Below are 19,112 nucleotides of genomic sequence, written 5' to 3'. Positions count from 1 at the left end.
CTCGGCCATCGAGGTCTCTTCCTCCCGGGATGTTCGCTGCTCGAAGTGGCCTCCACAGCGGTGGTGTGGGTCACCATTCGGCGAACTACATACCCCTGGGGGTATGTTGGTGCCTATTGATACCCCCGGGGGTATGAAGGGAGAGGATGTGGACTCGACGACAAGAGCGACAGACGCGACGGTGACGGAGACGAGGGCCCGACAGGCGGCGGGTGGTCCGTTGGCGCGGCTGGGCGCGGCGATGGCCGGGCATACCCGCTGGGTGTTCGGAGTGTGGCTGGTGGTGTTGGTCGCCTTGGGGGCGGCCGCACCGAGTGTCTTCACCTCCCTGGCCGGGGCCGGATGGCAGGCCAACGGGTCGGAATCGGTGCGCGTGCGGGAGCTGGCCCAGCAACACTTCGGCGGCAACTCCTCGGCCGCGGTGCAGGTGGTGGTGCACTCCGATACCGCCACCGTGGACAGCCCCACGGTGCGGTCGGTGATCGGGCAGGTCGCGGCGACCTTCGCCGGTGACGACCGGTTCGGTGCGGTGATCGAGCCGCAGCCGGGGATGACGGTCGGCCCCGATGGGCACACCGGCATCGTGATCGCCGGCGCGAACGCGTCCCCCGACGATATGGTCAAGGCCGTCGACGAGCACAAGGATGCGCTGACTGCCTTGTCGGGCCACGGCGTCGAGGTCTATCCGACCGGTGCGTCGGCGTTGTGGAGCGACTTCAACAAGGCCAACCACGACGCGATGATCAAGGCCGAGTTGTTCTCCTGGCCGGTGACCTTGGCGATCATGGTGCTGGCGTTCGGGTCGCTGGTCGCGGCCGGGCTGCCGCCGCTGCTGACCGTGGCCGGGCTGGCGGCTTCGGCGGGCGGACTGGTGTTGCTCAACCACGTCACCCCGATCTCGGTCTGGGCGATGAATTTCGCGATGATGTTCGCTCTCGCGCTGGGTATCGACTACGCGCTGTTCCTGGTCGCTCGTTTCCGCGACGCGTTGACCAAAACGACCGATACCCGTACGGCGGTGGCCGAGACCATGGACACCGCGGGCAAGGCGGTGGTGCTGTCGGGGCTGACAGTGCTCGTCAGCCTGTCGGCGGTGCTGCTGGTTCCCGCGCCGGCGGTGCGCACGATGGCCATCGGCATCATGCTGGCGGTGGGTTTCGTACTGGCCGCCACGCTGACACTGCTCCCCGCGGCGCTCGGCGCGCTCGCCGCCAATGTCAACGCCGGATCCCTGCCGTATGCCAAGCGTCTGCAGCACCGGTCCCCGCGGTTCGCGCGGTGGGGTGAACTGCTGTATGCCCGGCCTTGGCCCTTCGCGCTCGGCGGACTGGCATTGCTGATCGCGCTGGCGGTCCCGGTGCCGGGGTTGAAGGTCGCGATGCCCTCGATCCAGGTGGTACCGGCCGACGCGCCGGTGCGACAAGGCTACGAACTGGTCCAGCGGCAGCTGGGTCCGGGCGCACCGGGAGCCTTGCAGATCATCGCTCCGGCCGCCGCGGCGCAGGACACCGCGCGCGTGGCTTCCGACACGGACGGGATCGCGATGGTTACTCCCGGTCTGCCTCCCGCCGATGGATCGAACTTGGTGATGATGCAGGCGTTGCCGCAGGTCGATCCCTCCGACGAACGCATGGGCGCGATTCTGGACCAGCTGCGTGATCGTTTGCCCGAACAGGCACTTGTCGGTGGCGCACCCGCGGAGAACCTCGATCTGCAGCAGGCTCTCGACGACTATTTCCCGCTCATTGTCGGGGTCATTCTGACGCTGGGTTTCCTGCTGTTGCTGTTCGCGTTGCAGGCGCCGCTCATCGCCGCGCTGGGTACGCTGGTCAGCCTGCTCTCGACTGCGGCGGCGTTCGGCGTGGCGAAGCTGGTCTTCCAGGACGGACACGGCGCGGGTCTGCTCGGCTTCACACCGCAGGGCTTCCTCGACGGGTGGGGGCCGGTGTTCTTCTTCGCGATGATCTTCGCCATTGCCATGGACTACACCGTGTTCCTGCTGGCCACCGCCAAGGAACACTATGAACGCTCCGGTGATCCCAGAATCGCCCATGTCGACGGCCTGGCGCACTCCGGACGGGTGATCTTCGCCGCCGCCGCGGTCATGGTCGCGGTGTTCTTCACCTTCGCCTTGGCCCAGCCGCTACCACCGAAGGAGATGGGCATCATCCTCGGCGTCGCGGTCCTGTTGGACGCGACCGTGGTGCGCCTGGTTCTGCTACCGGTCGCCCTGCGCCTGGCCGGGCACCACGCCTGGTGGTCGCCGGTTTGGTTGCGCAGGATGCTCCCGAGAATCAACTTCGCCCACCACTGACCTCACCCCGCCCTTCCAACATACCCCCGCGGGTATGTTGGAAGGGGTTCACGACACGAGGAGATACACCATGGTCGGCGACGACACCGCCATCACCGAAGTACTCAACAGACTGCGCCGCGCCCACGGCCAGCTCGCCGGCGTCATCGCCATGATCGAACAGGGCCGCGACTGCAAGGAGGTCGTCACCCAGCTGGCCGCGGTCTCCCGCGCGCTCGACCGCGCCGGATTCAAGATCGTCGCCGCCGGACTGCGCGAATGCCTCGCCGAGGACACCGCCGAAGGCGCCGACCCGATGACCGTGGACGAACTGGAAAAACTGTTCCTCGCCCTGGCCTGAACGACCGGGCCGGCAAGCGGGGTCCATCCTACGAACGGAGGCTCTCATGGCCCGCCCCGGGCGAAACCGCGAATGGACCATTGTCCGATTGGTCCCGCTCCTGGCCGGAACGATGGTGCTGCTCGGCACCGCACTCACGGTGACCGTGTCCCCGTGGTGGTCGATTCTCACCGTGCTGGTCGGCGCCAACCTGTTGCTCTACAGCGCGGTCGGCTGGTGCCCGTCCAGTCTGTTGATGGCCCGGCTGGGCATACCGGCCGGAACCGGCGCCTGCGCTCACCCGCAGCCCTGACCGACCACCCTCGCAGTCCACAGAAAGGCATGACCCCGCCATGAACCTGGGCCTGTCCACCACACTGCACACCGGCTTCGAAGAAGCTGTCACCCGCACACGCAACGCGCTCTCGGAGCAAGGTTTCGGAGTTCTCACCGAAATAGACGTGCGCGCCACACTCGAGGCCAAACTGGGCGAGGACATGGAGGACTACCTCATCCTCGGCGCCTGTAATCCACCCCTGGCCCACCGGGCCGTCGGCGTCGACCGTCAGATCGGGCTGCTGCTGCCCTGCAATGTCGTCGTGCGCCGCGACCCCGCATCCGACGCCACCACCATCATCGTCGAGGCGATGAATCCGCAACTGTTGGTCCAGGTCACCGGCGACCCGGCACTGCAACCCATCGCCGCGGAGGCCGGCGCCAAACTCCAGGCCGCCATCGACGCCCTCGACAACGGCGCCGACGCGCACTGACCGGGCACCGCCCCGCACCGCAGTGTGCGACGGTGCTCGACATCATCGCCGCCAGGGACGAGATGATCGCCGACCCGATCGGTGAAGCCGCCCCGCGGGCCTGGAACCCGCTCCGGCCTGCGGCCGTGTCGGTGGACGGCCGGCCGACCCGCCCGGACCTCGGGTGCTCGGACCGGTGAGACGTGCGACAGATTCGACCGGTCGCCGATGAATTTCGCCGATCCGTGGCGTCGGCATGTGCGGAATCCCCGAAATTCTCAGGAGCCCGCATGTACCCGGAATTCGAGATGGAACCGGCCGCCACCGCGCTGATCGAGATCGTCGGCGCGATCACCGATGAACAGCTCGACGCACCCACCCCCTGCGCCGATATCCCCGTCGGGGCGCTGCTCGCGCACGTGTTTCATCTCGCCGAAGCGTTCCGTGAGGCGGCCGCCGAGGAGGTGGTGGGCCGGTCCGCCGCACCGAACATCGGTGCCGACGCCGCACTCGTCCCCGAATGGCGCGCCGGTATCCCGAGTCGACTGAAGGCGCTCGCCGCGGCCTGGCGCGATCCCGCCGCGTGGGAGGGGGATACCGAAGCCGGCGGTGTCGCCATGCCCGCGCCCGTCGCGGCACGGGTCGCGTTGAACGAAATCGTCGTGCACACCTGGGACCTGGCCCGCGCCACCGGTCGGGAGCCGAGGTCGAACCAGGCGGATCTGGAGATCCTGCTGCCCTTCCTGGAGAGCACTCCGCCGGAAGGCACCCCGGGTCTCTTCGGTCCGGTCGTCCCGGTGGCGCCCGACGCCCCGCTTCTGTATCGCGTGCTGGGGTTCACCGGTCGAGATCCTTCCTGGGCGGCGTGAGCTCCGGACCGGGCCGGGTGGCGAATACTCCCACGGCCGCGGCGTGGGCGGCCGCGCGGGCGGCGGCGTGGACGGCCGTGTCGTCGATGGGGTCCCCGCTGGCGAGCAGTCGGTAGTACAGGGGAGCGGAAACGGCGGAGATCACCGCCCGGGGATCGGTGCCCGCGGGCACTTCGCCGCGGGCGATGGCGGCCTCGACACAGGGCGCCCATTCGTTCAGCCGGGTGTCGTAGAAGTGGTGCAGGGCGGCGGCCGCGGATTCGTCCGTCGTCGCCGCGGCGACGACGGCGCGGAACAGCCGGCTCTGACGCGGGTCGGTGAGGGTTTTGCCGACCAGTTGCGCGTTGGCGGTGAGGTCGCCGAGCAGGGAGCCGGTATCGGCGCGCGGCAGTGACTGCTCGGCCATATCCACCAGGAGGTCGGCGATCAGGCCGGCCGGGCCGCGCCAGCGCCGGTAGACGGTGGTCTTGCCGACTCCGGCCAGCGCCGCCACCTCGCTCGGGTCGAGCCGGGCGAAACCGTGCTCGGCGAGCAGGTCCCCGGCGGCCCGCAGGACCGCGGCGCGTACTCGCGCGGTGCGACCGCCGGGCCGAACCGAGCCCGGGGGCAATGCCACCTCTGTCATAAATGGTCCTCCTGTTCCATTTGCTGTTTCGAGAGTGTACTCTTCGAGATATTAACGGAACTAAATTCCCTTTAAGGAGTTGAAATGGAGTACAGGCGACTCGGTGCCTCGGGTCTACTCGTGCCGGCGCTCAGCTTCGGAGCGGGCACCTTCGGTGGTCGCGGCGAGCTCTTCGGCGCCTGGGGCGATACCGACGCGACCCAGGCCCGACGCATGGTCGATATAGCCCTCGACGCGGGGATCACCATGTTCGACACGGCCGACGTCTATTCCGACGGGGCCTCCGAAGAAGTGCTCGGCGCGGCCATTCGCGGTCGGCGCGATCAAGTCCTGCTGTCCACCAAGGCCGGGCTGCCCACCGGTCCCGACCCGCGGAACGCGGGATCGGGGCGGGCCAGACTGATCGCCGCCGTCGAGAACTCACTGCGGCGTCTGGGCACCGACTACATCGACCTCTTCCAACTCCACGCCTTCGACGCCTACACGCCCGTGGCGGAGGTTCTCACCGCGCTCGACGACCTGGTACGGGCGGGCAAGATCCGCTATCTCGGCGCCTCGAACTTCGCGGGCTGGCAGTTGATGAAATCACTGGCCGCCGCGGATCGCCACGGATTGACCCGGTATGTCGCCCATCAGGTCTACTACTCGCTGGTGGGCCGTGACTACGAATGGGAGCTGATGCCCCTGGGTCGCGATCAAGGGGTCGGCGCGGTGGTGTGGAGCCCTCTCGGCTGGGGACGATTGACCGGCAAGATCCGTCGGGGACAGCCGCTGCCGCGGGGCAGCAGGCTACATCGGACCGCCGAGGCCGGCCCGCCCGTTGCCGACGAACACCTGTACACCGTGGTCGACGTACTCGACGAACTGGCGGCCGAAACCGGCCACGGTGTCCCGCAGCTCGCCCTCAACTGGCTACTCGCCCGGCCCACCGTGTCCACGGTCATCATCGGTGCCCGCAACGAGGAACAACTGCGGCAGAACCTGGGGGCCACCGGGTGGCAACTCGATGCCGATCAACTCGCGCGGCTCGACACAGTAAGCGCAACGACCCCGCCTTATCCCTACTATCCGTACTACCGCCTGCCCGATTTCACCCGGGTAAACCCCCCGGCGGTCTGATACGGCGTCGATATGCTGCCCGACGGTCCGACCCGGAGGCGCCGGGCGCTATTGCCGTTGTCGAATACAGCCACTTAGGTGGGCGACGTAGGTAGAACACCCGGTATATCCCGATGCGCGGCACGTTGCGGTTCCCGAAGATATCGACTGTCAGGTTGAACGACTTCGAGGCCGAAAGGTGCGAAGGTGCGACGTGTACGAATTGGTCCGGGCGAGTGTGGTCATCCGCTGGTGCACCACCTGCTGTGGCCCGGGTCGTCCATTGCTTCCGTGACGAACCCTCCTCGCTGTGGGCGATTCCGCCGAGCGGGGCGGCCGGCGCACGGGTGAAATCGTGTTCACACCCGATCTCGATTCGAGGTATCGCGGCGAGGTGGTCGGCAGGACGGTGCGAAGGGCCATGCCGATCACGGAGATCGTGGGGTCCCACTCGCGACCCGAGACATCGTCCTTGAGGGTGGAGCGACCCAACCGGGCGAGTGTCGGGACCCGGATCGCCCATCCTTTGCTGCGTGGCACCGTCGGGCTCGGGCTGGCAGCCCTGACGCGGACGTGTAGCGGCCGACAACTCGAGCATGTGTTCCGGGTCGGCCGCCTTGTCGATCTCTCGGCCGCTGTGCTCGGCGCCCCGAAGGGTACTCGACGCACAACCGTGCAGGTGGGGCAGTTCAACGCCGAATGGTTATGGCACGGCGATGTGGCCGACCCACGGAGCCGGCGAAATTCCGTACTGCTGTATTTCCACGGGGGAGGATACTTTTGTGGCGGTTTGAACACCCATCGACGACTCGTCGCCAAAATCGCGCAGGCCAGCGGTATACCCGCGTTCAACGTCGACTACCGGCAATTGCCGAAAGCTCACTTCACCCAGACCCTCGACGACGCCGTTGAATCGTATCGCTACCTTCTGGGACGGGGCTTCTCGGCCGATCGCATCATCGTCTCCGGCGACTCCGCGGGTGGCGGCCTGGCGTTTCGTCTCGCGCTGGCCTGCCGGGAGCGGGGGTTGCCGATGCCCAGCGGAATCTCCGCGATAGCGCCATGGGCCGATTTCGACTCGAAAACACGTAATGCCCACGCCAACCGGCACCGCGATTCCTACTTACCCGCTCGAGGCATCGAGTTGATCGCCCGGCACGCTGTCGCCGTCGACGGTCGACTCGACCCCACCTGGTCGGCGGTCAACCACGATTTCACCGGTCTGCCGCCGGTTCTGATCCAGGTGGGTTCAACCGAATGCCTGCTATCGGACGCCGAAATGCTCGCCCGGCGCTGCGCCCAGGCCCACGTCCCGGTACGCCTACAGATATGGGACCGCGCCCCGCACGTCCATCACCTCGGTGCGGACCTGATTCCCGACGCTCGCGCCGCCATACACGAGCTGGGGAAATTCCACAAAGAGGTGAGCGCGGGCATATCTCACCGAGCACCTACCGGGCACAGTCGCAGCCGATGCACGGCGGCATCGCCCGAGGTGTCCGCCGGGTGCGCGGAGAGGATCACGAATAGCGGAGCCTCCGCGGTGTGATAGTCGATCGTTACCGAGGCCTCGGTTCGCGCAGGAATGGAAAGGCTCGAATACATGCCACCAGGATCCGATCGGTACAGCACCACCGGGCGAGATCAACTTTCCCGGCCGTGCCATATAAGGGTGAAATTCTCCAATCCGAATATGGAGCTCGACTATCATGACGATCAAATGGTTGCTCGACAATTCGCTGCCGCGGCATCCAAAATCGGCGTAACCGTATCGATCGACTACGAGAGCGTAAAAGGTTGTCCACCGTTGCCGTGCCATCGATTGTGGACATGACGGACTGCGCCCACATCTGGCCCCGAGAAGTCCCCTGCCGGCGTTTGTCCATGTAGCGGGCCGGACCGGTGGATGGGCACGACGGGATCCCGCAGAGCCGCATCGACCTCCCGAAGCCGACACCCTCGCTTCCGGAATCCGGACTTGATCTGCCGGCCCATCGGACCGAACTCCTGGCGGGTCACTTCGAATCCTCCGAGCCGCTCACCGTAGAACGGTGACGTAACGAGTAGGCAAAACTCCAAGGTATTCGGCTATATCGGCTCGGGGCTCAATACACTATCCTTTCCCATCGTGGAAGCACCGCCGCGGGGCCGTGTCGGGGGTCTGCCGGCACCCGACCTCACCTTCGTGGGTCGGGAGCGGGAGTTGCAGGAAATCAGGACGCTGTTGTTGGGTGCGGCCCGAGTGGTAACCCTGACCGGGGCGGGTGGGATCGGGAAGACCCGGCTGGCCGCCGAGGTGGTGCGTGACTATCGTCGTGGGTCGGGCGGGCAGTCGTTCGTGTTCTGGGTACGGCTCGCGCGTCTGCCCAGGCGGTCGGGGGCCGCGGCGGTGGAGGAGGAGATCGCTCATGCGGTGATCGACGGCGACTTCTCCGGGCGCTCGACCTGGGATGCCCTCGTCGATGCCTTCACCCGCGCCGGACCGACCGGACGTGTACCCCACACGGTGCTGGTGCTCGACAACTGCGAACACGTGCTCACCGGTGTGGCGAGTGTGATCGCCGACCTGCTCGAGGTGGTCCCGGAGTTGACGGTGCTGGCCACCAGCCGTGAGCCGATCGGCTGGGTCGACGAATATCTCGTCCCGGTGCCGCCGCTGACCGACCAGCAGGCATCGCTGCTGTTCCGACGCCGCGCCGAGTTGACCGGGTACCCGCTGTCGGGCAGGGATCAGATGAAGACCGCCGCCAAGATCTGTCGCCGGTTGCACAATCACCCCCTCTACATCCAGTTGGCGGCCGCCCGGTTGCGGCATCAGCCGCCCGCGCTGGTGTTGAGTGGGCTCACCGGACGGGCCGACGATACCCGACTGCGGTGGTCGCGTACCGTTCGCGCGGGCGCCGAGCCCCGCCATTACGGGGTCGGTGATGCCATCGCCTGGTCTTATGAGTTGTGTACGGAAAAAGAGCGCCTGCTGTTCGACCGCCTGTCGGTCTTCGCCGCGGGCTACCACACCGGTTCCGACGATGCCGATCCGGATGCGCCGGCGGACGTCGGTGCCGATCTGGATGCCATCCAGGCCATCTGCGGCGATGAGGAGTCGATCGACGACGACGGGTCGGTCGACGGCGGAAACGACGTGGGTGTGGCCTTGGCCCGGGACGAAATCGAGGACCTGCTCGACCGGCTCGTCGATCACGCGCTGGTATCGGTGCACAGGACCTCGACCACGGTGCGGTACGCCCTGCTGGAAAGCCTGCGGGTGTATGCCCAGGACCGGCTGCGGCAACGCAGCCACGCCGCGGTGGACGAACCCACCCGCCTCGCCGATCGGCATTTGCGGTATTACCGGGACAAGATCTGTTACGCCGCCACCTACTGGTCGGTCTCGGAGGGACAGAACCTCATGAGCTGGGCCCGAACAAGGGTGGCCGATACCCTGATCGCCCTCGAGCACAGTCTCACCGCCCCTGATCGGGCCCGCCTCGGCCTGGAAATCTGTATCGGCCTGTACACCCCGCAAAATTATGTCAACAATTCGGTACGAGAAACGCGCAGCTGGATGGAACGCTGCCTGAACGCGACGCGGGTACCGGACACCGCCCCCACCGAACTCCAGATCACGGGCATGGCCTTGATTGCGGCAATGGCCCTGGATCAAGGCCGGCCGGAGGATACCGAGCGGATACTCGAGGACTGCGTCGCCGCCTGCATCGATGACCCGGACACCAGAGCGAACTGGCGAAACACCGCCGAGACGGATATCGGCCTTCCTGCCGCCGTCGAACGCGCATGGGGAGAAGAGCTACTGCTCGTTCACAACGATATTCATGCCGTCGAGGTTTTTCTGCGCGCCCGAGACAAATTCCTTGCCGAGAACAATTACGGCTCGGCAGCGCTGAGCGAACTGCATGCCGCCTTCACTGCGGGCCTGCTGGGAACCGCCGATCAATCCTATGAGATCACCCAACGGTACTACGACCGCGTCAATACCCCTGACACACCGCAAGAGAAATCATGGGCCGAGCTCACCCGGGCGCTCGCGCTGATCCGGCACGGTGACCCGGTCGAGGCATTGAAGCTCGAGCGGTCCTCGCTGGCCTATCAGCTCGCTGTCGGTGACCGGTGGGCCGGGATGTGGATCGTGCAGATCTATGTCTGGACGCTGGCTCGTCTGGTAACCGACCTACTCGCTGCCGGTCGCCCCGACCGCGCCGGGTTGGCAGCCCTTGCCACCGAGATCGCCCACCTCATGGGGGGGATGGCCACCATGGCCGAAGAGTACGGTTTTGTCGGCGATACGATGGGCGCCTTGACCGAGAGGACCATCAACGCCATCACGGTTGCCCGTGAGGTATTGGGGCCCAACGCATACACCGTGGCGGAAGCGCGCGGCAGACGCCTGCGCCCCGAATACAACGAGACAGAACGGCTCATCCTGGGCACCTTCACCCTCGAAACCTCGTCGAACCATCGGCCGGCCGAGGTCGGGCCCACCTCCCGCTGGCACGATTTGACCCAGGCCGAACGAGAGGTCGCCGTCCTGGCCGCGGCCGGCTGGACCAACCCCGCCATCGCCGCCCGCCGGGGGAAATCCACCAGGACCATCGATGCGCAGGTCGCCGCTATTCTGCGGAAACTGGCGGTCATGTCCCGCGAGGACATTATCGAACATATTCCTCGGGACACCATCGACGAAGTCCGCATCGAAGCCGCCCGGCAGCCCAACCGAAAAGGCCGAAAAAAGTAGCGCTATCTCCGCCACTTCGGAACATGCCGACGAACATAGCGGTGCATGCCGAGTCGCGGAATACCCCTGCTTATCAGTAGACGTCGCGAATGTAGCGTTTTTCGGCAATGAGCTGTTTCCGGAAGGCCCGCGCGTCGTCGTCGTCCATATTGCCGTGTACTCGGGCGATCTCGAGGAGAGTATCGTCCACGTCGCGGGCCATACGGGCGGCGTCGCCGCAGACGTAGAAGTAAGCGCCGTCACGCAGCCACGACCATAGTTCGGCGCCGTGTTCGATCATTCGGTGCTGCACATAGATCCGCTCCCGCTGATCGCGGGAGAAGGCCAGGTCCAGGCGGGTGAGGAACCCGGTGCGGAACATATCCTCCAATTCGGTGCGGTAGTAGAAGTTGTATGCGGCATGTTGGTCGCCGAAGAACAGCCAGTTGCGTCCGGTGGCGCCGAGGGCGCGGCGCTCCTGTAGGAAACCGCGGAACGGGGCGATACCGGTACCGGGGCCGACCATGATCATCGGTGTGGTCGGGTCGGCGGGCGGCTTGAAATGCGGGGCGCGCTGCAGGAATATCGGCGCACCGGTTTCCTTCGCCCGGTCGGCGAGGAAGGTCGAGCACACCCCGCCACGGCCGGTGGAATCCGGATCGCCGTAGCGCACCACGCCGACGGTCAACTCCACTTCGTCCGGGCCGACCAGCGGGCTGGAGGAGATCGAGTACCGGCGCGGTTGGAGCCGCTTCAGCAGGGCGAGCCATTCGACCAGGTCGGCCCGAACCGGAAAATCACGCAGGACATCCACCGCCTGCCGACCCCACAGATAGGACTCCAACTCGGTGCGGTTGTCGCGACGCAGCAGTTTCGTGAGGCGATCGTGTGGATTCCGGTCGGCGATGAACTCCAGCAGTTCGGGGTTCACCTTCGTGATGTCGTAATGGGTGCGCAAGGCCTCGCTCAGGGAGATCTCCCGGCCGTCGACCTCGACGCCGCGGCTACCCGCCAGGCCGGTGGCGTCGAGCCAGGCGGCGACGCTCCGCGGTGCGTTGGCGGGCCGGATACCGAGTACGTCGCCGACCTCGTACCGCGCGTCGAGACCACGCAGGTCGAAGGCGAAGCGGCGGACCTCCTTCGACGAGCCGGGCGCCGAGAGCATCTCATTCCGGATCAAGGGGGCGGTCATCGGAGAGTCCCGCGTGAACGGCACGGCGCCGGCCGAGCGCGGCGCCCGAGTCAGCAGGGCCGTACCCACTGCGGTGTTCGGCCGTGCGGTGTCTCGGCCGGGATCACCGGGTGTGCCGGTGCGGTCGGTGTCCGGCCCCGGTGCGCCGGTCGCGGTGCGGCCGGTTCGTGGCGTAACACCGGCGGACGGGTCGGTGCCGGCGAGTGTGCCGAGGACATCGTCGAGCCAGCGCTCACCCGGTTCGTCGCTGCCGGTATCGCTGTCGACCCGGGCGAGCAGGCGGGTAGCGCCGCGGGCGGCGAAGGTTTCGTCGAGCTTGCGGCCGTGCCCGCAGAAGTCGTCGTAGGAGGAATCGCCGAGCGCGAACACCGCGTACCGGACTCCGGCCAGCCGGGTATCACCCCCGGAGAGACGTTCCCAGAAACCGGCGCCGTTATCGGGGGGACCGCCGTCGCCGAATGTGCTGCTGACCACCAGTACATCACCGCCGAGCCCCGCCGGGTCGATAGAATCCATCTCGACGAGTCGGGGCCGGAAACCGGCCTCGGTGAGCCTGGCGGCGGTGGTCGCCGCGAATTCCTCCGCCGATCCGGTCTGGGAGGCCCAGAGCACGGTCACGCCACGGCGCTCCCGGTCCGAGACTTCACCGGGTTCGTTTTCGGCGCGGGCCTCCGCCGGCTCGGCGGTCGGCCCGAGGCCACGCGAGTACATACCGGCCAACAGCCCGTCCACCCACAGTCGGCTCGTCGGTGTCAGCGGCGCGCTGTCCGGCAACACCGGAACACCGGTTACCGGTATCGAATTCAGGGCGGCGAGATAACCGGACAGGTAGACCCGCTCGTGTTCGGTGAGAGTGGGGGTCGCGGTGGTGTCCAGGCCGAGCATCGTGGCCGTCGGGTGTACCGGAACACCTGTCCCGTCCCCGCCGGCCGAGGGGCGGTCCGGCCGAGTTCCCGATCGCGAGGCCGGTGATCCCGGTGCCACACCACCGTCGGGCCGGGCCACGGTGGCGACCCGGCGCAGCGCCACCGCGCACGCCTTGAATTCCGGCTGCCGGGACTCCGGATCCACCGCGTCGTTGGTGACGGCGTTGATCGTCAGATACTCGCCCTGCTCGTCGTTCCAGTGGAAGGGCGCGAAACAGTCGCCGGGTCGCACCCGATCGCTGATGCGCACCGGGAGGACGGCCCGTCCCCGGCGCGAAGCGATCTCCACCTGGTCGTCCGGGCCCAGACCCAGCCGCCGGGCATCGTCGGGATGGATCTCGACGAAGGGCTGCCCGTTCAGTTTCTCCAGCTTGGCGATACGACCGGTCTTGGTCATGGAATGCCACTGATGCGGCAGCCGGCCGGTATTGAGCAGGAACGGGAAATCGTCGTCCAGCGGTTCGTCGGGCGCCATATGCGGACGCGGCCAGAACACAGCACGCCCGCTGGGTGTGGGGAAGGCCAACCGCGGGCGGCGCCCGGATTTGTCGACGAACAGCGGCCGGACGGTGCCGTCATTGCGGTAGCGGATCGGATTGCGACGCCGGCTCGGGTCGGTGCACGGCCACTGCATCGGGCCCTCGCGCAGCAGTTCGTAACTCATCCCGCGCAGGTCGTAGCCGGTCGCCGGATTCGCGAAACGGGTGATCTCGGTGAACACCTCGGCGCTCGAGGAGTGGTCGAACCCGTCGAAGCCCAATGCGGTCGCGATCCGGGCGATGAGCTGCCAGTCCGGGCAGGCGTCGCCGGCCGGGTCGGTGATGCGCTGTTGCAGGGTGACGGTGCGTTCGGAGTTCACCACCACCGCGTCCATCTCCGACCAGGCCGCGGCGGGCAGCAGGATATCGGCGTAGGCGTTGGTGGCGGTATCGGTATAGGTGTCCTGGGTGATCACCAGCTCGGCGGCTTCCAACCCGGCGATCACCGTTTTGCGGTTGGCCACCGTGGCCACCGGATTGGTGCAGATGACCCAGACGGCCTTGATCGTGCCTTCGGCCATGGCACGGAACATGTCGACGGTGCCCGCTGCGCCCTGCTCGCGGAGGGTACCCGGCGCCAACCCCCACTCGGTTTCCACGAACCGGCGGTCGTCGGCCGACAGCAGGCTGCGCTGACCGGGCAGCCCCGGACCCATATAGCCCATTTCCCGGCCGCCCATGGCGTTCGGCTGCCCGGTCAGCGAGAACGGCCCGCTGCCCGGGCGGCAGATGGCGCCGGTGGCCAGGTGCAGATTGCAGACGGCATTGGTGTTCCAGGTGCCGTGCGTGGACTGGTTGAGTCCCATCGTCCACAGCGACATCCATTCGCCGGCCGCACCGATCCACCGCGCCGCGGTGCGGATATCGTCGACGGCCAATCCGGTGATCTCGGCCACCCGCTCCGGGGGGTAGTCGGCGAGGAACGCGGGCATCCGCTCCCAACCCTCGGTGTGTTCGGCGATGAACCGTTCGTCGATATCACCGGCCGCCACGAGCAGATGCAGCAGACCGTTGAGCAGCGCGAGGTCGGTGCCGGGGGCGATCTGCAGGAAGAGGTCGGCGCGCGTGGCGGTCTCGGTGCGGCGCGGGTCCACCACGATCAGCCTGGCCCCGGACTTGAGCCGATCGGCCATCCGCAGATACAGGATGGGGTGGCAGTCGGCCATATTGGCGCCGATCACGAAGAACAGATCGGCATGGTCGATATCGTCATAGGAGCCGGGTGGCCCGTCCGCGCCCAGCGACTGTTTGTAGCCGGTACTCGCACTCGCCATACACAGCCGTGAATTGGCTTCTATGTGCACGGTCCGCAGATAGCCCTTGGCCAGTTTCGTCGCCAGATACTGTGCTTCCAGGGACATCTGGCCCGAGACATACAGTGCGACGGCATCCGGGCCGTGCTCGTCGGCAATGGCCCGCAGGCGCGCGGCGGCCTCTCGCACCGCGTCGTCCACCGCCACGGGCCGCGGTTGCGCACCGCGTTCGGGCCGTCGATAGGCCGTGGTCATCCGTCCCGGGGCGCGGACGAGTTCCGGATGGGTGGCGCCCTTGGTGCACAGCCTGCCCGTGTTCGCCGGATGCAGTTTGTCGCCGGCGACCTTGGCGATCACCGGGTTTCCGGAGTCGTCGGAGCGGGTGGTGACGGTGATCCCGCAGCCGACGCCACAGTACGAGCACGCTGTCCGAGTCGTGCCCGGTTGTCGGTTCGTTACCGCGTCGGACATGTACCCGATAATCCGGCCCCGCGGTTTCGACGCGTTTTCCGGACGTTAGCGGAAGGTGAAGTTTGCCCTCACCGACGAATATCACAGCGGTGAGGAAAATGAACTCGACCGCGCTACCGCCTCCCGGGCCGACGCTCAGCCGCCGAGCTTGTACCCGCGGTGCAGGGCCACGACGCCGCCGGTGAGGTTACGCCATTTCACGCCCGACCAACCCGCTTCGGCCACCCGTCGGGCCAGCCGGCGCTGATTCGGCCAGGCCCGGATGGACTCGGCCAGATAGACGTAGGCGTCCGGGTTGCTGCTGACCGTCCGCGCCACCCCTGGCAGCGCCTTCAGCACGAACTCCATGTACACGGTTTTGAATACCGGGACGACCGGAGTGGAGAATTCGCACACCACCAGTTGGCCGCCGGGTTTGGTGACTCGCAGCATCTCGCGCAGCGCCACATCGATATCGGCCACATTGCGCAGGCCGAACGAGATGGTCACCGCGTCGAAGGAGTTGTCGGCGAACGGCAGCGCCATGGCGTCCCCGGCGACCATCGGCATCCTGCGGAACCGGCCCGCCTTCAGCATGCCCAGGGAGAAATCGGTCGCCGCACACCAGGCGCCGGATTTGGCCAGCTCCACGGTGGAAATCCCGGTTCCCGCCGCCAGATCCAATACGCGCTCACCCGGACGGGGCGCGATCGCCTTGCGGGTCGCCCACCGCCAGTAGCGGTCCAGGCCGGCGGTGAGCACGGTATTCGTCAGGTCGTACCGTCGCGCCACACCGTCGAACATGGAGGCAACCTCGTGTGGTTGTTTGTCCAGCGATGCCCGGCCTGTATGCGTATTCGCCACGGCACGACCTTAATGGATGCGGCCGTACGACAGTCTGCGGATGCTCGTCCGGGGATAGGCGGCGAATACTCCCGCCGAACGGGGTCGCAGTGGACCCGGACCGTCCGGGGCATGACGGAGCGAACGCGGGCGCTACGTGGTTCGTGGTGAAACCACCTGCTCGTGACGAGAGGTGCGCCCCTCAGGCGGATCGGGGAAGCCGGTGATCGGTGCCGGTCAACTCGGCGTAATGCCCCATGAGTTCGGTGCAGACGGCGGACCAGGTGCGGTGCAGTACGGATTTACGTGCGGCGGTCGCGCAACGTGCCCGCAGCACCGGATCGTGGAACGTGCCGACCGCATCGGGCAACAGTTCGGTGAACCGGTCCACCGGGAGCAGATAACCGTTGCGGCAGTGCGCGATGAGATCGCGCGGCCCGCCCGCGTCCGGGCCGACCACCGGAACCCCGGAGGCCAGCGCCTCCTGGACACCCTGACAGAAGGTCTCGTGCTCGCCCGGATGCACCATCACGTCCAGGCTCGCGTATGCCTGTGCCAACTCCGCCCCGCCGAGCTCACCGGTGAACATCGCGCCCGGCAATAACGCCGTGAGTTTCTGCCGTTCCGGCCCGTCCCCGACGATCACCAACCGCACCGAAGGATCGTCGGCCAGTACCGCCAACCGTTCGACATGTTTCTCCGGCGCCAATCGCCCGACGAACCCGACGATCAGCTTGTCCGTGCCGCCGAGCCAGGATTCTCGTAGTTCCCCCCGCCGCTGCGACGGAGCGAACCGGACGCTATCGACGCCCCGGCCCCACCGATACACCCGGGGAACGCCGTGCCGGACCAAGTCCTCGGCCGCCGCGCTCGACGGCGCCAAGGTCCGGGCGGCGCCCTCATGGATGCGCCGTGTCCACGCCCACGCCGCCCGGGCCGCGAGACCCAGCCCGTAGCTCTTGGCGAACCCCGCCACATCGGTCTGGTACACCGCCACCGCGGGCAGGTCCAGCCGTAAGGCGGCGGAGAGCCCGCCCGCACCCAGCAGGAAGGGAGAAGCCAGATGCACCACATCGGCGTCGAAACAGCGCAGCACCTCGACAATGCCCGGCTCCGGTAGCCCCACCGGCAGCGCACTGATCTTGGGCACCATCACGGCGGGTACCCGGTACACCGGAAACCGCCCGTGCTGCCGAGACGCGGGGGGTGCGCCGCGGATCGTGTCCGGCGCGATGACCACGGCTTCGTGCCCGTGTCGGTCCAGATGGTCGAGCACTCGGAGCACCGAGTTCACCACGCCGTTCATATTCGGCAGAAAGGACTCCGAAACGATGGCTACGCGCACGACCTCAGTGTTGACGGGGTCGATGCCCCCGCGAGCCACGGCGAGTCGACGCTTGCGCGAAGTTACGGCGAACAGTAGCCGAACCGGTCACCTTCCCCGAGGACCGCGCCGGGCCATATGGACCAGCAGCCACAGCAGCGGCAGCGCGATCAACCAGACCGTTACCAGCACCGACAGTGCCGGCGGGATGGCCACCCGCACATCGCGTCCGGCGACACGCACCAGATCCGGGTCGGCCCGGCTGTACTCCACGGTGATCCGCTCCCCCGCGGTGAGATTGGTCGGATACAACACCCCCACCTTGGGGTTGTGTGTCTCACCATCCGGGGTGACATACATGACCGCCGACCGCAGCCGCCCGGCGGAGAGTACTTCGGCGGTGGCCACTCCCATATCCGAACCGATCAGATAGTCGTTGCGCCACGCCGCGAGCACCAGCAGGACCACGAGGGCACTGATCGCGGAGGCGGTGATCACCACGGTCACCCGCGCCCGCCGTAGACGTTCGGACCGCTGGCCCGTCTGGCTGGTTTCCGACACCGCCACAGGTTAGCGGGCATCCGACCCGCATCGGCTACCGTGAGCGCCTATGGCCAGAAAATTCAGCTTCACGCTGTCGTATCCGGTCCCACCGGCCCAGTTGCACGCTGCCCTCACCAGCGACGAACTATGGCAGGCCCGGTTCGTCGGCGCCGAAACCGCCACCCTCGAACTATCCCATCCGGACGGACCGGGCACCATTCGACTCGGTATGAGCGAAGTGGCCCGCCCGGAGAGGATCCCCGCCGTGGTGCGCAAGGTCCTCAAGAGCGATCTGCGCCTTATCCGCACCGACACCTGGGGTCCGCTCACCGGCGACACCGCCGAAGGCACCTTCCAGGGAACCTCTACTGGAATCTCCTCCGAAATGTCCGGCACCTATCGGCTGCGTCCGTCCGGCGCGGGTTCCGAAATCGAGACCGTCGGCTCGGTGAAGGTGAAGGTTCCCCTGGTCGGCGGCGCCATCGAACCGCTCGCCGAACAACTGCACCACCGGGTGCTCTCCGGTGAGCGCAAATTCATCGAGGACTGGTTCGCCGAGCCGCGGGACTGACCGCAACGCCGGGCGGTGACACTGTCACCGCCCGGCGGAACCGTTCACGGCTGCGTGCCGGGAGCTTCCATCGCGGCCTGCCGCGGATCGAACTCCTTCGGCTCCACCAGCACCAGCCAGTTACCGGAATTGTCCCGGAACACCGCCTCCACGCCGTAGGGGCGGTCGGACGGCGGCTGCACGAACTCGACACCCTTCGCCGACAGTTCCTCGTATGCCTTCTGACAGTTGTCGGTGCTCAGCCCGAGCGAACCGTGGGTGCCGCTGTTCAGTGAGCGGCGGATGGCCTCGGCCAGGTTCTCGTCCAGCGGCGGGCCGGGCACCATCAGGGTCACCTCCAGTTCCCGGTGGTCCGGATGCGTGACGGTGACCCAGCGGAAGCCGTTTTCACCCATTTGCATATCGGAGGTTTCCACGAAGCCGAGGACTTCGGTGTACCACTTCTTGGCTTCGTCCTGATCGGTTACATAGACCGTAACCAGCGAAATATTCTTGATCGACGTCATGGGACGAGGCTAGGACCGCCACACGCCCGGGCGCTTCTCCGAAATTGCTGTGTTCGATTGCGCCGTCTTCGGCGGCGCGGGGTTGCTGTGTTCGATTGCGCCGCCTTCGGCGGCGCGGGGTTGCGGCCCTGGCGGGTCTCGCGTTTCAGCGCCCGAGACTCGTGCCTTCGGCACATGCGCTTCGGGCGCTGAAACGCGAGACGGGCCGCAACCCCTTGTGGTCCGGTGGTCTGGGGTTTTCTCTCTGTGTGCCGTCGTTGCG

The 19,112-nt window shown here is 67.0% G+C and carries 16 protein-coding genes; 10 read left to right on the top strand and 6 right to left on the bottom strand.

Annotated features, from left to right (window positions below; genetic code table 11):
* Positions 1-241 precede the first annotated feature (241 nt).
* The 6 genes from ON20_RS22955 (at position 242) to ON20_RS22935 (ending at position 4,251) form a co-directional block, all read left to right on the top strand.
* Entirely contained in the window at positions 242-2,314 is a 2,073-nt protein-coding gene (locus ON20_RS22955; protein WP_245547409.1) for an MMPL family transporter, read from the top strand.
* A gap of 70 nt (positions 2,315-2,384) precedes the next feature.
* Entirely contained in the window at positions 2,385-2,654 is a 270-nt protein-coding gene (locus ON20_RS22950; protein WP_040838498.1) for a metal-sensitive transcriptional regulator, read from the top strand.
* A 46-nt stretch (positions 2,655-2,700) separates the two neighbouring features.
* Positions 2,701-2,946 (top strand): YgaP family membrane protein, encoded by a 246-nt coding sequence (locus ON20_RS22945; RefSeq protein WP_040838496.1) that lies wholly within the window; start codon positions 2,701-2,703, stop codon positions 2,944-2,946.
* 40 nt (positions 2,947-2,986) lie between these two features.
* Complete coding sequence (locus ON20_RS22940) at positions 2,987-3,403, top strand: DUF302 domain-containing protein (RefSeq protein WP_040838494.1); 417 nt, start codon at positions 2,987-2,989, stop codon at positions 3,401-3,403.
* A gap of 32 nt (positions 3,404-3,435) precedes the next feature.
* A complete protein-coding gene (locus ON20_RS36675; protein WP_157228958.1) occupies positions 3,436-3,582 on the top strand; it encodes a hypothetical protein in 147 nt (48 codons plus the stop codon).
* 90 nt (positions 3,583-3,672) lie between these two features.
* On the top strand, positions 3,673-4,251 hold the full coding sequence (locus ON20_RS22935; RefSeq protein ID WP_040838492.1) for a TIGR03086 family metal-binding protein: 579 nt from the start codon (positions 3,673-3,675) through the stop codon (positions 4,249-4,251).
* Here the strand turns inward: ON20_RS22935 and ON20_RS22930 are convergent.
* The gene (locus ON20_RS22930; protein ID WP_040838490.1) at positions 4,220-4,876 is read right to left on the bottom strand and encodes a TetR/AcrR family transcriptional regulator; all 657 of its coding nucleotides are present in this window, start codon (positions 4,874-4,876) and stop codon (positions 4,220-4,222) included. The two genes, ON20_RS22935 and ON20_RS22930, sit on opposite strands and share 32 nt — an antisense overlap.
* 84 nt (positions 4,877-4,960) lie before the next feature.
* On the opposite strand from ON20_RS22930, the gene ON20_RS22925 reads away from it, so the two are divergent.
* The 3 genes from ON20_RS22925 (at position 4,961) to ON20_RS22915 (ending at position 10,724) form a co-directional block, all read left to right on the top strand.
* Positions 4,961-5,995 carry an aldo/keto reductase gene (locus ON20_RS22925; RefSeq protein WP_040838488.1) on the top strand — a complete coding sequence of 345 codons (1,035 nt, stop codon included), beginning with the start codon at positions 4,961-4,963 and terminating at the stop codon, positions 5,993-5,995.
* A gap of 457 nt (positions 5,996-6,452) precedes the next feature.
* Positions 6,453-7,523: an alpha/beta hydrolase gene (locus ON20_RS22920; protein WP_245547407.1), complete on the top strand. Its 1,071-nt coding sequence runs from the start codon at positions 6,453-6,455 to the stop codon at positions 7,521-7,523.
* A gap of 579 nt (positions 7,524-8,102) precedes the next feature.
* Entirely contained in the window at positions 8,103-10,724 is a 2,622-nt protein-coding gene (locus ON20_RS22915; protein ID WP_040838486.1) for an AAA family ATPase, read from the top strand.
* A gap of 73 nt (positions 10,725-10,797) precedes the next feature.
* On the opposite strand, the gene ON20_RS22910 is transcribed toward ON20_RS22915, so the two are convergent.
* From ON20_RS22910 to ON20_RS22895, 4 genes are all read right to left on the bottom strand, one after another.
* Positions 10,798-15,084, bottom strand: coding sequence for a bifunctional nitrate reductase/sulfite reductase flavoprotein subunit alpha (locus ON20_RS22910; RefSeq protein ID WP_040838484.1), 4,287 nt, complete (start codon positions 15,082-15,084; stop codon positions 10,798-10,800).
* Positions 15,085-15,219: 135 nt separating this feature from the next.
* On the bottom strand, positions 15,220-15,927 hold the full coding sequence (locus tag ON20_RS22905; protein WP_051163139.1) for a demethylmenaquinone methyltransferase: 708 nt from the start codon (positions 15,925-15,927) through the stop codon (positions 15,220-15,222).
* A gap of 181 nt (positions 15,928-16,108) precedes the next feature.
* A complete protein-coding gene (locus ON20_RS22900) occupies positions 16,109-17,251 on the bottom strand; it encodes a glycosyltransferase family 4 protein (protein WP_040838481.1) in 1,143 nt (380 codons plus the stop codon).
* Between the two features lie 87 nt (positions 17,252-17,338).
* Entirely contained in the window at positions 17,339-17,791 is a 453-nt protein-coding gene (locus tag ON20_RS22895) for a DUF3592 domain-containing protein (protein ID WP_040838521.1), read from the bottom strand.
* A gap of 49 nt (positions 17,792-17,840) precedes the next feature.
* Here ON20_RS22895 and ON20_RS22890 point away from each other — a divergent pair, with 49 nt between their 5' ends.
* Positions 17,841-18,344, top strand: a complete 504-nt coding sequence (locus ON20_RS22890) for a DUF2505 domain-containing protein (protein WP_040838480.1) — start codon at positions 17,841-17,843, stop codon at positions 18,342-18,344.
* A gap of 44 nt (positions 18,345-18,388) precedes the next feature.
* Here the strand turns inward: ON20_RS22890 and ON20_RS22885 are convergent, their stop codons facing one another.
* Complete coding sequence (locus ON20_RS22885; protein ID WP_040838479.1) at positions 18,389-18,850, bottom strand: VOC family protein; 462 nt, start codon at positions 18,848-18,850, stop codon at positions 18,389-18,391.
* Between the last annotated feature and the right edge of the window lie 262 nt (positions 18,851-19,112).

Source organism: Nocardia brevicatena NBRC 12119, assembly GCF_000308495.1.
Taxonomy (GTDB): Bacteria; Actinomycetota; Actinomycetes; order Mycobacteriales; family Mycobacteriaceae; genus Nocardia; species Nocardia brevicatena.
The sequence above is the reverse complement of the archived record's forward strand: the minus strand, read 5'-3'. Positions and strand labels throughout refer to the sequence as shown.

Coding starts and splice junctions, on each gene's coding strand:
- ON20_RS22940 (WP_040838494.1), top strand. CDS start 2,987: ATGAACCTGGGCCTGTCCACCACACTGCACACCGGCTTCGAAGAAGCT.
- ON20_RS22950 (WP_040838498.1), top strand. CDS start 2,385: ATGGTCGGCGACGACACCGCCATCACCGAAGTACTCAACAGACTGCGC.
- ON20_RS22945 (WP_040838496.1), top strand. CDS start 2,701: ATGGCCCGCCCCGGGCGAAACCGCGAATGGACCATTGTCCGATTGGTC.
- ON20_RS22910 (WP_040838484.1), bottom strand. CDS start 15,084: ATGTCCGACGCGGTAACGAACCGACAACCGGGCACGACTCGGACAGCG.
- ON20_RS22955 (WP_245547409.1), top strand. CDS start 242: ATGGCCGGGCATACCCGCTGGGTGTTCGGAGTGTGGCTGGTGGTGTTG.
- ON20_RS22885 (WP_040838479.1), bottom strand. CDS start 18,850: ATGACGTCGATCAAGAATATTTCGCTGGTTACGGTCTATGTAACCGAT.
- ON20_RS22925 (WP_040838488.1), top strand. CDS start 4,961: ATGGAGTACAGGCGACTCGGTGCCTCGGGTCTACTCGTGCCGGCGCTC.
- ON20_RS22935 (WP_040838492.1), top strand. CDS start 3,673: ATGTACCCGGAATTCGAGATGGAACCGGCCGCCACCGCGCTGATCGAG.
- ON20_RS22930 (WP_040838490.1), bottom strand. CDS start 4,876: ATGACAGAGGTGGCATTGCCCCCGGGCTCGGTTCGGCCCGGCGGTCGC.
- ON20_RS22890 (WP_040838480.1), top strand. CDS start 17,841: ATGGCCAGAAAATTCAGCTTCACGCTGTCGTATCCGGTCCCACCGGCC.